Origin of the sequence: Pseudoalteromonas sp. SK18, from assembly GCF_001974855.1 — a bacterium.
GTDB lineage: Bacteria > Pseudomonadota > Gammaproteobacteria > Enterobacterales > Alteromonadaceae > Pseudoalteromonas.
Window position 1 is genome coordinate 13,525 of record NZ_MTQB01000014.1, and the last position, 12,698, is coordinate 26,222.

General features: G+C 39.3%; 14 protein-coding genes. 3 read left to right on the forward strand and 11 right to left on the reverse strand.

The window, feature by feature from the left end; translation table 11 throughout:
- Positions 1-112: 112 nt before the first annotated feature.
- The 3 genes from BW139_RS11350 (at position 113) to ilvN (ending at position 3,794) form a co-directional block, all read left to right on the forward strand.
- Complete coding sequence (locus tag BW139_RS11350) at positions 113-1,120, forward strand: isocitrate dehydrogenase (RefSeq protein WP_008112567.1); 1,008 nt, start codon at positions 113-115, stop codon at positions 1,118-1,120.
- Positions 1,121-1,569: 449 nt separating this feature from the next.
- Complete coding sequence (locus tag BW139_RS11355; RefSeq protein ID WP_076919737.1) at positions 1,570-3,294, forward strand: acetolactate synthase 3 large subunit; 1,725 nt, start codon at positions 1,570-1,572, stop codon at positions 3,292-3,294.
- Positions 3,294-3,794: an acetolactate synthase small subunit gene (ilvN, locus tag BW139_RS11360; protein WP_008112561.1), complete on the forward strand. Its 501-nt coding sequence runs from the start codon at positions 3,294-3,296 to the stop codon at positions 3,792-3,794. Before BW139_RS11355 ends, ilvN begins: the two co-directional genes overlap by 1 nt.
- Before the next feature lie 98 nt (positions 3,795-3,892).
- Here the strand turns inward: ilvN and BW139_RS11365 are convergent, their stop codons facing one another.
- The 11 genes from BW139_RS11365 to BW139_RS11415 all read right to left on the reverse strand — a co-directional run bounded on the left by BW139_RS11365 (position 3,893) and on the right by BW139_RS11415 (position 12,692).
- Positions 3,893-4,168, reverse strand: coding sequence for an HU family DNA-binding protein (locus tag BW139_RS11365; RefSeq protein ID WP_008112559.1), 276 nt, complete (start codon positions 4,166-4,168; stop codon positions 3,893-3,895).
- 205 nt (positions 4,169-4,373) lie between these two features.
- Complete coding sequence (locus tag BW139_RS11370; RefSeq protein ID WP_008466623.1) at positions 4,374-4,916, reverse strand: DUF3833 domain-containing protein; 543 nt, start codon at positions 4,914-4,916, stop codon at positions 4,374-4,376.
- 1 nt (position 4,917) lies between these two features.
- A complete protein-coding gene (locus tag BW139_RS11375) occupies positions 4,918-5,406 on the reverse strand; it encodes a chalcone isomerase family protein (protein WP_076919738.1) in 489 nt (162 codons plus the stop codon).
- Positions 5,407-5,429: 23 nt separating this feature from the next.
- Positions 5,430-5,930 carry a DUF2878 domain-containing protein gene (locus BW139_RS11380; protein WP_076919739.1) on the reverse strand — a complete coding sequence of 167 codons (501 nt, stop codon included), beginning with the start codon at positions 5,928-5,930 and terminating at the stop codon, positions 5,430-5,432.
- Positions 5,908-7,170, reverse strand: coding sequence for a cyclopropane-fatty-acyl-phospholipid synthase family protein (locus BW139_RS11385; protein ID WP_076919740.1), 1,263 nt, complete (start codon positions 7,168-7,170; stop codon positions 5,908-5,910). Before BW139_RS11385 ends, BW139_RS11380 begins: the two co-directional genes overlap by 23 nt.
- Positions 7,171-7,221: 51 nt before the next feature.
- The gene (locus BW139_RS11390) at positions 7,222-7,959 is read right to left on the reverse strand and encodes a DUF1365 domain-containing protein (RefSeq protein WP_008112552.1); all 738 of its coding nucleotides are present in this window, start codon (positions 7,957-7,959) and stop codon (positions 7,222-7,224) included.
- Positions 7,952-9,205, reverse strand: a complete 1,254-nt coding sequence (locus tag BW139_RS11395) for an NAD(P)/FAD-dependent oxidoreductase (RefSeq protein WP_076919741.1) — start codon at positions 9,203-9,205, stop codon at positions 7,952-7,954. The genes BW139_RS11390 and BW139_RS11395 overlap by 8 nt, the downstream gene beginning before the upstream one ends.
- A complete protein-coding gene (locus BW139_RS11400; RefSeq protein WP_076919742.1) occupies positions 9,202-9,912 on the reverse strand; it encodes an SDR family NAD(P)-dependent oxidoreductase in 711 nt (236 codons plus the stop codon). Before BW139_RS11400 ends, BW139_RS11395 begins: the two co-directional genes overlap by 4 nt.
- Before the next feature lie 2 nt (positions 9,913-9,914).
- Entirely contained in the window at positions 9,915-10,343 is a 429-nt protein-coding gene (locus BW139_RS11405) for a nuclear transport factor 2 family protein (RefSeq protein WP_008112549.1), read from the reverse strand.
- Position 10,344: 1 nt separating this feature from the next.
- Positions 10,345-11,739, reverse strand: coding sequence for a deoxyribodipyrimidine photo-lyase (gene phrB, locus BW139_RS11410; RefSeq protein WP_076919743.1), 1,395 nt, complete (start codon positions 11,737-11,739; stop codon positions 10,345-10,347).
- On the reverse strand, positions 11,739-12,692 hold the full coding sequence (locus BW139_RS11415; protein ID WP_076919744.1) for a DUF523 and DUF1722 domain-containing protein: 954 nt from the start codon (positions 12,690-12,692) through the stop codon (positions 11,739-11,741). Before BW139_RS11415 ends, phrB begins: the two co-directional genes overlap by 1 nt.
- Positions 12,693-12,698: the final 6 nt, after the last annotated feature.

A 12,698-nucleotide genomic window follows, 5' to 3' on the forward strand; every position in this document is an offset into this window, starting at 1 on the left:
ATAAATTGGTATAAATGCCGGCTTAAATTTAGCACCCCTGTCATATAAGTAGTCTAAACTCTGTAAGTGTTTATTATTTATGTGTGTATCCAAATCTTTAAAGGAAAAGTTCATGGCCAAACAAACCATAACAGTGATCAAAGGCGACGGCATCGGCCCAAGCATTATCGACTCAGCACTTGAAATACTAAAAGCCGCAGGATGCGATTTTGATTATGAATTTGTTGACGCTGGCCTTGCTGCGCTTGAAAAAACGGGCGAATTGCTTCCACAAGAAACAATTGACACAATTGCTAAAAATAAAATCACCTTAAAAGGGCCATTAACCACGCCAGTAGGCGAAGGTTTTACATCTATCAACGTAACGCTTCGTAAGCAATTTGGTTTGTATGCCAATGTACGTCCGGTTAAATCGTTTGCCGGTACTAAAGCACGTTACGACGATATTGATATCATCACTATTCGTGAAAACACGCAAGGTATGTATTCAGGTGCAGGCCAAGTAGTATCTGAAGATGGCACCGAAGCTGAAGCAAAATCTGTGATCACTCGCGAAGGCGCAGAAAAAATTGTGACATTCGCATACGAACTTGCTGTGCGTGAAGGCCGTAAAAAAGTAACGGCTGTACACAAAGCAAACATTTTAAAATCAACGTCTGGTTTATTCTTAAAAGTAGCGCGTGAAGTGGCTGAGCGTTACCCAGAAATTGAATCAACTGAAATGATTGTTGATGCAACATGTATGAAACTTGTAATGACTCCTGAAGAGTTTGACGTTATCGTTACAACGAACTTATTTGGCGATATTTTATCTGACTTATGTGCAGGCTTAGTTGGCGGTTTAGGCATGGCCCCTGGTGCAAACATTGGTGAAGATGCTGCTATTTTTGAAGCTGTTCACGGTAGCGCACCGGATATTGCTGGTAAAAACCTTGCAAACCCTACGTCAGTGATTTTAGCCTCTATTCAAATGCTAGAGCATTTAAACATGGGCGATACAGCTGAGCGTATTCGTAGCGCAGTGGCTGATGTAATTAAATCAGGCGACCGTACTACCCGCGATTTAGGCGGCAGCCACGGCACTACTGATTTCACACAATCAGTAATTGACCGTCTGTAATTAGGACTGTTAAATTAAAAGCCAGCTAATGCTGGCTTTTTTTATGTCAGATAAGCACTGCATCGAACGTTTTTTTCCATCATCACCAGCACTTACACAAAAGCATAAACTGCATAATTTCTGCTTATAAAGTGAAAATAACTCATACAAAATAGAGTTTAAGATTAAAAACCATTTAAAAATGAATTTTTAATCCAAAAAACAGCTTAATGGGTTGACATGCGTGCACAAAAGCCTTAAAAATAACCACATACAAAAATTGTCTTTTAAACAATATTTTATTTTAAAGAGCAAAAACACCATGAACACACAATTTCGTCTATTAGTCTTACTCGTACTGGTCTTAGTGATAAGCCCAGCGGGGATGTATTAAAAGGTGAAAAATGCTTTTTAAAACCCTCGCACTACGCGGGGGTTTTTTTTTGCATGTAATCAACAGAGGAATGAGGATGAGTAAACAAGAATATAATGGCTCTGAATTAGTTGTTAAGTCATTAAAAGAGCTTAAGGTTAAGTATATATTTGGTTACCCCGGTGGCTCAGTATTAGATTTATACGATGCACTATTTCAGCAGGACGATATTGAACACATTTTAGTACGCCATGAACAAGCGGCCACACACATGGCTGATGGCTATGCAAGAGCAACGGGTGAAGTGGGTGTAGTGTTAGCTACTTCAGGTCCCGGCGCAACCAACTGCGTAACAGGAATTGCTACAGCCTATATGGATTCAATTCCTATGGTGGTGTTATCAGGTCAGGTACCAACAAACCTAATTGGCGATGACGCGTTTCAAGAAACCGATATTGTTGGCTGCTCTCGCCCCATTGTAAAGCATAGCTTTAATTGTAGAAGCGCTAGTGAAATACCTAATATTCTTGCCAAAGCCTTTTATATTGCCAGCACTGGCCGCCCAGGCCCGGTGGTAGTAGAACTTCCTAAAGACATGCTTAACCCAGAACTAACTTTTGCTTACAACTTCCCGACAGCAACTGAGCTCAGAACCTATAATCCAAATACAAAGGGTCATTCTAAACAAATTCGTAAAGCTGTTACTGCTATTTTAGAAGCGAAGAAACTGGTTATCTACTCGGGTGGCGGTATTGTGCTTTCAAACACCTCAGAGCAACTAACTCATTTAGTCGAGTCACTTAACGCCCCTATTACCAACACGCTTATGGGACTAGGTGGTATATCGGGCATTCACCCTAACTTTATTGGTATGTTAGGTATGCACGGTACATTAGAAGCAAATAAAGCCATGGCCAATGCCGATGTTATTTTAGCGCTTGGTGCACGATTCGATGATCGGGTTACTAATAACGTTCAAAAATTCTGCCCTAATGCCACTATCGTGCATGTTGATGTTGATCCAACCTCTATTTCTAAAACCATTAAATCACATATTCCTGTTGTTGGCTGTTTGGCAACGGTACTTGAGCAATTACAAACTGCCATAGATAACAGCCCAATTAAAATTGATCGCAGTGCACAAGAAGATTGGTGGCGACAAGTGATCAGCTGGCGTGAACAAAAATGCCTTAGTTACAATAGCGATGGTGACAAAATAAAACCTCAAGCAGTTATAGAGGCAATATATGAAGCGACCAACGGAGATGCTTATGTCAGCTCTGATGTTGGGCAACACCAAATGTTTGCCGCGCAGTATTACCCATTTAAACACCCTCGACAGTGGATCAATTCCGGTGGTCTAGGCACTATGGGCTTTGGTTTACCTGCAGCAATGGGCGTTAAACTGGCTTTTCCTGAAAAAGAGTCTTTATGTGTAACTGGCGACGGCTCTATACAAATGAACATTCAAGAGCTATCAACCTGTTTACAGTATAACTTAGCAGTAAAGGTGATCTCCTTAAATAACCGCTCACTGGGGATGGTAAGACAATGGCAAGACATGATTTATGGCGGCAGACACTCTTCATCGTATATGGAATCTTTGCCTGATTTTGTAAAGCTTGTTGAAAGCTATGGCCATGTGGGTATCAGAGTAAACACCCTTGATGAGTTACAACCAGCGATAGACAAAGCCATGTCGATCACCGATAGATTGGTATTTTTAGATATTTTAGTAGACGAAAAAGAACATGTTTATCCGATGCAAATTAAGCACGGTGGCATAGATGAGATGTGGTTAAGAAAAGGAGTGAAGGCATAATGCGTCGTATATTATCTATATTATTAGAAAATGAACCCGGTGCGTTATCACGTATAGTGGGACTATTTTCTCAGCGAGCCTACAATATTGATAGCTTAACAGTGGGTACCACAGACGATGAATCACTTTCTCGCATTACGGTAACCACTAAGGGCGATGACAGAATTGTTGAACAAATAACAAAGCAAGTGAACAAACTGGTCGATGTGCTTAAAGTGATTGATTTAACTGACATGAGCCACATAGAGCGTGAACTACTATTAGTAAAAGTATTTGCCAAAGACGAAGCGACTCGTGCGGCAGTAACCCGTGTTGTTGATGTATTTCAAGGGGCTATTTTAGATATGGGTCGCCAGAGTTATAGCCTACAACTGGTAAGCAGCACCGATAAAATAGAGTCGTTCTTAGATACCTTACGCCACGAAACCGACATCATAGAAGTAGTACGCTCGGGCGCGGTCGGCATTGGCCGAGGTGATAAAGCGCTTAAAGCTAAATAAGCTGAGCTAAGGTTAAATAGCGTAAATTAAATAACCAAAAATTTACGATAAAAAAAAAGGGCTTAATAGCCCTTTTATTATATTTTATAAACCAAAAATTATAGGTTTACTTGGTCTTTAAGACCTTTACCTGGTTTAAAGCTTGGGATAGTCGCTGCTGAAATTTGGATTTCTGCACCCGTTTGTGGGTTACGACCCGTGCGTGCAGCACGTTCTTTAACTGAAAAAGTACCAAAACCAACTAATGCAACAGAGTTGCCTTCTTTTAATGAAGAAGTTACAGCGCCTGTGAATGCATCAAGTGCACGTGTAGCGGCTGCTTTAGAGATTTCTGCGTCAGTAGAGATTTTTTCAACTAGTTGAGCTTTGTTCATTATTAGATTCCTATTCGTTATTATTTTGCCTTCGCAAATCCTATCTTTATGCATTTTCGAAGAGTTAGCAACAGCAAATTACGATTTTTATCTAAAATACTAAAAAATTAGTAAAAATAGTAAAATTCACTGTAAAATACAGCGAGTTGAGTTAACAAAAGCTTAATTTAGGCACACTATTAGTGCAGCTTTGCACCTTAATGACTCACTCTACCTTTTCTATTACTAAGGTCACTTCCCCAACCTCAACACCAAACTTAACAATAGACGTACGGTTTATCAAGCGGGTATTTGTTACTAGGTACATCCAATCGTCAAAATTAACTTCCAACGAACTGCCATCGTAAGGGATCTCTACATTATAATTCCAATGAAACACACTGCCGTCACTTTCACCTGTGGCTATTCCTAAAACATCTGAGGCCGTTCCAGTTAAAGTGTTATCGTCGTTTAAAGTTATTTTCCAGATACGTTTTTGTGTTTCCCCATCATCGTAAACAAAATCTTCTTCAATAGTGCCCTTATTGCCATCCCACGTAGCGCTTAAATCCACAACAAGCTTACGAGTTAATTCACCTTTAAAGTCTTGTACAACGCCATAGGCTTTCAAATCGCCACTAAAGAAGGTCTTAAAATCGAAATTTGGTTCTGAACCTTTGTAATGTTCAACACTTGGGGCTGAACAACTGGCAATAAAAAAGCTAACGGCCAATACCATGGCGACTTTAACGCGTTTTAGATTAATCATATTAAATCCCTAGTAGTTGATTTCTAATTGATGGTTCCGACGTATTTTCACTTAACCAAATAGCTAAAAAATCTTCAGCAAACGTGGCATCATCAATACGGCCTATTTGGTTATCGTTATGAAAAAAAGTGCTGTGTCCTTGCTGATCAGTCAGCAAGGTTAACGATTCACCTTTTTTAATATTTGGCCATATCGAGAGTAATTTATCTGCATAGCGAGCTGAAAGTTGAGGTTTGCCTAAATGTTGCCACTGTTCATTAGTCGCTTTTACAATGTCTTTAGCGTCAAAATCGCGCAAGTAGGTTAAGGTAAATTTAACAGGCGTTTGCTTGGCAGTATAAGTACCAGAGGGTGTGTAAAGCGTTGCATCATAAACATCCCAAAACAGATATTCCATGCGGGCTTCGCCCACCTTATTAAATTGGGTGTCAGCGTAAGCAACAGAGTTGAGTAAAGCATAGACCATAAGTAAATTTAAAAGCGTTTTCATCGTTACCTCCAAGCAGTATCATTTTATTGCTTAACAAACGCGCCTATTTTACCGTTTATAAATAAAATAAGGGTAAATGTTGCAGCCCATAAAGCACCGTAAAGTGGCCAAAACTGCCACAGTGGCATCCCTAATTCTAGTACATCAAATCGCGAACCAGCCCAATAACTGCCTGGCGCGAATAACAAACACACACAAAATGCTTGCCACGGTTTAAGCTTAGTTAGAAACGACATTGAGGTGTTAATACACAGCACTAATGCGATCCATAAAAACACCAGCCATAATGGAAACGGATCAACTTTAAACTCAAATAGACCTAACTGAACCGCAATAAACTCACACAATAGAGCCAATGGCAGGGCTTTTAAAACCAGTAAAGCATCTTGTTTTTTTTGTGCTGATAAGTAAAACATCAACACTATGACTACAGCAGAAAAAACTAATGAGTCCTGTTCAAGTAGCAGGCACATAAACCACACTACCTGAAACAGCACAAAGTTAATAAGCGAGTGCAATCTCATCATTACTACTCGTAAATCGGGGTTTGCGTGCCATTAAATGCACAGTACTGGTGGCTCGAGTTCTGAATGCCCCCTCACAATAGGCAAGGTAAAATAGCCATAAGCGATAGAAACGATCATCAAACTTATCGCTATCAAGCTCTGGCCAGCTGGCAATAAAACGCTCACGCCAATCGGCAAGAGTGCGGGCATAGTGAGCACCAATATCATTGATGGTGTGGATATTCATATCGGTGTTATTTTTAATTTGTTCACTCATTTCATTAAGCGAAGGCAAACACCCACCAGGGAAAATATACTGTTGTATAAAGTCTGAATTTTTTAAGTAATGTTGATAACGCTGATCGCTAATCGTAATTGCTTGAATAAGCATGGCACCGTCATCTTTTAATAACTCACCACACTTGGTAAAGAAGCTAGGTAAGTAGTCATGACCTACTGCCTCAATCATCTCTATTGAGACCAGCTTATCGTATTTTCCAGTCAATAGACGGTAGTCTTGTTTGAGTAAAGTGATTTTGCTTTCGAGTCCAAGCTGTTTAACTTTATCAGCAACATAGTCGTGTTGTTCATCAGAAATAGTGGTGGTGGTTACATGACAGTCATAATGAGTTGCGGCATAAATGGCAAATGCCCCCCACCCTGTACCAATTTCAATAACTGTGTCACCTTGCTGTAATTCAACTTGTTCACAAATACGTTGAAGTTTGTATTGCTGCGCTTGTTCAAGAGTGGCGTCTTTGCTTGGGTAGACCGCGCTCGAATATAGCATTTCTTTACTTAAGAAAGACTCATATAAGTCGTTGCCTAAGTCATAGTGAGCAACAATATTCTTTTTTGAACCTGCATGAGAGTTTTTGTTTTTTATATGGTTTATACGGTGGGCGATATTGCTAAAGAACGCAAATTTCTTTTCAAACGCATCTAACTGATCTTGGTTAATCGCAAAAATTTCGATTAAGCGGGTTAAATTGTCACATTGCCATTGCCCTAAAATGTATGACTCACCTGCACCCACACTACCTGAAAGTGCGAACGCTTTATACATGGCGTTATCGTTTACGGTTACCGTTACTTTAAGCTCTGAAGACGCATCTCCAAATACATACTGCTGGTTATTCTCAACCAGTACTATTTGGCCCGTTTCAATTGACGAGAACGCTTTAAACACTAACTTTTTATACAAGTTAGTAAACCAACTAGTGCGTTCCTGAACGCGTAAGCTCGATACCTTTTCCATATACTTACCTATATTATTGTTATTACTTGTTAAACAACATAAATTAAAATTTTAAAGTTTGCCTGAATGACCTAAAAATGGGACTTTTTTAACAAACAATTTAAATGCCTGATAGTAAATACCTCTGAAAATAGACCAAGTCATCGCAGGAAAACGCTTTAACAGCTTGCTCATTTGAACATTGCACAATGGTTGACGCTGCAACCTTAATGAAGCATCAAAAAGCAGTTCTTCATCGCGCTTATTTTCTATACGAATCAGTATATTGTCTTTCTTTTGACGTACTGTCCAATGATAGTTCATATCTAAATTCATAAAAGGTGATACGGAAAATACTTTCTTAAAGTTCACTTTTTTTTGTAGGGGAACCAAGTAGTAATGTCGCTCATTCCATGGAGTATTACTCACCTCAGCCACCATGTAGCTAAATTCATTATCTTGATGACCAAAAAAATAAAAGTTTACAGGGCTGAAATAAATGCCCAAACAGCGTAATTGCCCTAGCAGGTATACATGGCTAAATTTTTCATCTACGCCCAGCTGGGCTAGCTGCGCATGGGCACGCTCTATAATGGGCTGATGTTGACTATCGAGTAACCCCTTTAAATAATCAGATTGCTCAAACTTTAATGCTTTAAATCCTGAAGTACCGAGCTGTTTGTGGACGCCATTGAGCGCGTGAGTATTATTTAAATCAACCCACATCATATAAAGTGGGTAATTAAACGCATGGTGTTTTACAGCAAAACGGCGATGCTTTACATCGCCTAAATACACTGCATTAGTCAAACTCTACTCCAAGTTGCTTTGCAACATCGACGGCACTACGTACGCCATCTTCATGAAAGCCGTTATACCAATAGGCACCACAAAAATAGGTATTGTTTTGACCATCAACCGTACTCTTCAGTTGCTGAGCAGCAATTGATTGTTGATTAAACACGGGGTGGTGATAGGTAAATTCACGTAAAATCTTACTTTGGTTGATCCCTTCTAAGTGATTTAAAGTGACACAAAATTGGGTATCAGAGTCTATCCCTTGCAGTATGTTCATTTGATACGTAACCACAGCGGCTTTGTCGGTATTATTATTTAGTAAATAATTCCAACTCGCCCACGCAGCTTTCCTATCTGGTAATAATGATACATCTGTATGTAACACCACCGAATTCTCTGTGTATGGGATAGCACCCAACACTTTGCTTTCTTGCTCGCAGGCATCACCAAGTAACGCTAACGCTTGATCTGAATGACACGCGAAAATAACTTTATCAAACACAGCTTGCTCACCATCAGCAAAAGTAATTGTTGCACCCTGCTCATCTCTGGTTACCGATTTTATGTGAGTGTTTAGTTGTATTTTATCAGCAAAGCCGGCGATCAGAGGTTTGATGTATTCACGAGAACCACCCGGAATAACATACCATTGTGGACGATTAGTAATATCTAATAAACCATGATTAAAAAAGAATTTTACAAAAAATTCCACGCCCACGTTTTCCATCTCTTTAATACTAGTAGACCAAATAGCTGCACCCATTGGCAAAATGTAGTGGTATTTAAAGAAGTCATTAAAGCGATGCTGTTTTAGCAACTCACCGAGTGATTGCTCAGTGTATTGGCCTTTTTCATACAAAGCCTTACACAGTTTGTTAAAACGCACGATATCGTATAACAAACGCCAAAACTTAGGTCTAACTATGTTTCTACGCTGAGCAAACAAACTTGTAAATGTATGCCCATTGTACTCAAAGCCCGTAGCTTCGTTGTGAACGCTAAAGCTCATTTGTGTTGGTTTACGTTTTACACCGATGCGCTCAAGCAGCTTTTCAAAGTAAGGATATGTTCTATCGTTAAATACAATAAAACCGGTATCAACCGCATAGTTGATACCACTGTGATTTACATCTACCGTGGCAGTGTGGCCACCAATATAATCATTCTTTTCAAATAGAGTGACATCATAATGCTTGTGCAATAGGTGTCCGCAGGTTAAACCTGATACGCCAGTCCCAATTATTGCTATTTTTTTCAACGGGTTAATCCTTTTGCAATTTTAAGCCAAAGCGAAAGTGGCAATATTCGCAATGCTTTTAATATAAGTGTGAAACGATACGGAAAATGAACTTCTTTACGACGCTTTTTAACGCCTTTTATAATGTAATCAGCCGCTTTTTCAGCGCTAACAGCCATAGGCATAGGAAAATCATTTTTATCAGTAAGCGGGGTTTTTACAAAACCAGGATGGACTAGTGTTACATCAACATCATTTAAATCCACTGCCAAGGTTTTAGCTAAATAACTCACGCCCGCCTTTGATGCGCCATAAGCTTCTGACCGAGGTAAAGGTAAGTAAGTAACACTCGAACTAACCATCACTAACTGGCCGCCTGATGTTATTTTAGGTAGTAGTGCTTCTAAGCAATAAGCCATAGAGAGTAAGTTAACATTGATAACACGCTCAAAAAGGGCACTATCAAAATTACGAGCATCATCAACATACTCGCAATTACCAGCGTTAAGAATAACACGGTCAAATTGTGGGTAACCTAGGGTCGCAGCTTTAATATCTTGCAAGTTAGTTGCATCAAATTGGCAGGTTTCTATGTTGTTATGTTTTGCAAGTTCAGCGAGCTTTTGCGTATTTCGTCCACACGCAATGACTGTGTCGCCCTGCTCAGCATACTTTATTGCAAGTTGTTCACCTATACCTGATGTTGCACCTGTAATAAGCGTAATCATAATTAACCAGCCCTTTTATCAATAAAATTAATAATGTTGCCCAGTAATGGAATATGCTTATACAAAAGCTCTCCAGCGTTAAAGTAATCTCGGTGATTAATAATTTTTTCACCTTCGAAAACGAGTTTACTGTGCCCTTGCACTGAAATTGTATTACCTGCATTAAGTTTTGGGTGAGAATAATGCATTGTCCAGTATACAAATGCATTATTATCGTTGGTAAATGAATCGGTTATGTCAAATCGACAATGCTTAACATTACTATATAAACCACAAAAATAACGTCTTAAATCTTCAAGGCCATTAATCTCATGCAGCGGATCTATAAAGTGAATGTTTTGAGCGTAAATTTCAGTTAATAAGTCTAGGTTATCTTTATCAAGCTTTTGGTATATTTCTACAAATTTATCGACTGATAATTGGTTATCCATATCACACCTTAAATGCAGCTAAAGCCCTCGCTCGTGCCGCTTTATGATCAACAATTGCCGGCCAGTAACAGTGTTCATTTTGCCCCGTTGCTGCTAAGTAAGTATGTGGGAAATGAATGTGTTTATCTGGCACTTTTTCTAATTCAGGCAGATATTTACGAATAAAATCACCACTTGGATCAAAGCGTTCACTTTGGGTGATAGGATTGAATACTCTAAAGTAAGGTTGAGCGTCACATCCGGTACTTGCAGCCCATTGCCAGCCGCCATTGTTTGAGGCTAAATCGCCATCAATAAGATGCTGCATAAAAAACTGCTCGCCTTTACGCCAATCAATCAGTAGATGTTTAGTTAAAAAACTTGCAACCACCATTCTCAAACGATTATGCATCCAGCCTGTTTGCAAAAGCTGTTGCATAGCTGCATCAACAAGCGGATAACCTGTACGGCCTTCGCACCATTGCTTAAACTCAGCGTCACTGTCACGCCAACACACACTATCGTACTTTTCGTTAAAGTTAGCACCGCGTGATAATTTAGGAAATTCGGCAATTAAATGTTTATAGAATTCACGCCAAATGAGTTCGTTAACCCAGGTAAATGTTTTACTTTTAGAAGTAGTGAGTATATCGGGATAATGTTGTTGTATATTAACCATTAATTGCTTACTACTAACAACCCCGAGGGCTAAGTAGGGGCTTAAACCCGAGGTCCCTTTTACGCTTGGTATGTCACGTACATCATCATAACTTGCTAATTTATCGTGAATAAAATTATCAACTACGGTTGATAAGGTCTCATCGTCAACAGGCCATTTTTTTGAGCTTTCATCACCACAGAGTGACTCACATGGTTCGATTTCTATCGGCTCTTCAGATAACGGCCACTGCAATAAACTAAAATGTGTATCTTGATACTGCTTTAACCACGCACGTTTGAACGGTGTAAATACTTTATACATTTCATTATTTTGAGTACGCACAGTGCCTACGGGAGCAATTATTTCACCCTCGTATAAAGTAAACGTTATTTGCTGTTGGTCGCACTGTTCTCGAATCGCTTTGTCCCTATTAAACTCATTAAGCTCGTACTCAGTATTGGCTATAATATGTTTAATCTCATGCTGCTGACAAAAATCGAGAAGTTTAGTTTGGCAATCGGCAAAAAAAGGAGCGTTTATTACATGTAAATTAACGCCGTATTTGGCAAGTTTTTCGCGAATATAACTCACTCTGCGTTTAAGTAAGTCAATTTGAATGGCTGCGGTATTATGCTCTGCCCATTGTTTTTCGCACACAAAAAAAATGGCGTGTTTAGCACCATTATTTAACGCTTCAATAAGCGCTTCGTTAGAAAAAAGGCGCAAATCGCGCCTAAACCAAAATAGTGTTTTCATTACAAACCGTAACGTAACTTAAGTTCATTAGGATAAGGGTTAAAGTAAATTTGCTTGCTTAAATACTCATTTGGATGAACCTTTAAATGGTGTTTAAGCAAAGTCAGTGGTACATAAAGCGGCACTAAACCCTGGCGATATTCTTCAATCGCTTCACGCATTTCTTCTTTTTCGATTTTTGATAAATCTTTTTTGAAGTATCCTTGTAAATGCATTAGCGTATTTGAATTATTTTTTCTTGAAGCAGGTCGTTTAAGCGCTGTCATTAAACCCAGAATGTACTCATCGGCGAGTGCATTTACGTCATCACCTACAAACGTACCAAGTAAGTGACCTAAATCACGGTAAGCCTGATAGTTATGAGCCATTAACAAGTATTTGTATTGAGCATGAAACTGAGTAAGGCGATGAACTGTAACAGGCTCTTTAACGAGTTGCTGCCAGTTATACAACGTATAAACACGCATTACAAAGTTCTCGCGTAAATGAACATCATTTAAGCGGCCATTTTCTTCACAAGGTAATAAAGGATTATTCTTCATAATCTGTTCAGCAAAAAAACCAATTCCCTCAGACGTGTTACCCGTTCCTGCCTCATTGTATATTTTGACGCGTTCCATGCCACAGCTTGGACTCTTTGCACAAAAAACGAATCCGCTAAGATGGCCTGCTTGTTCTGTGGCTATTTTTTTACCATATTCTGTCAGTTGAGGGCCAACATCACCGGTTCCATCTGGTCGACACACTTTAATAGTATCAGCAGTTCTTACTTGACGAATTGTCGGGCGAGGTATGGGTAAACCTACAGCAACCTCAGGACAATACATTTTATATTCAACATGCTTGGCCAGCTCTTCCATACAAAAATTGGATTTTTTATGACCACTGTCAAATCTAACCTTTTCGCCTGCTAAGCAGGCACTAATGCCTATTTTTATTGTATCTGTTTGCATATATTC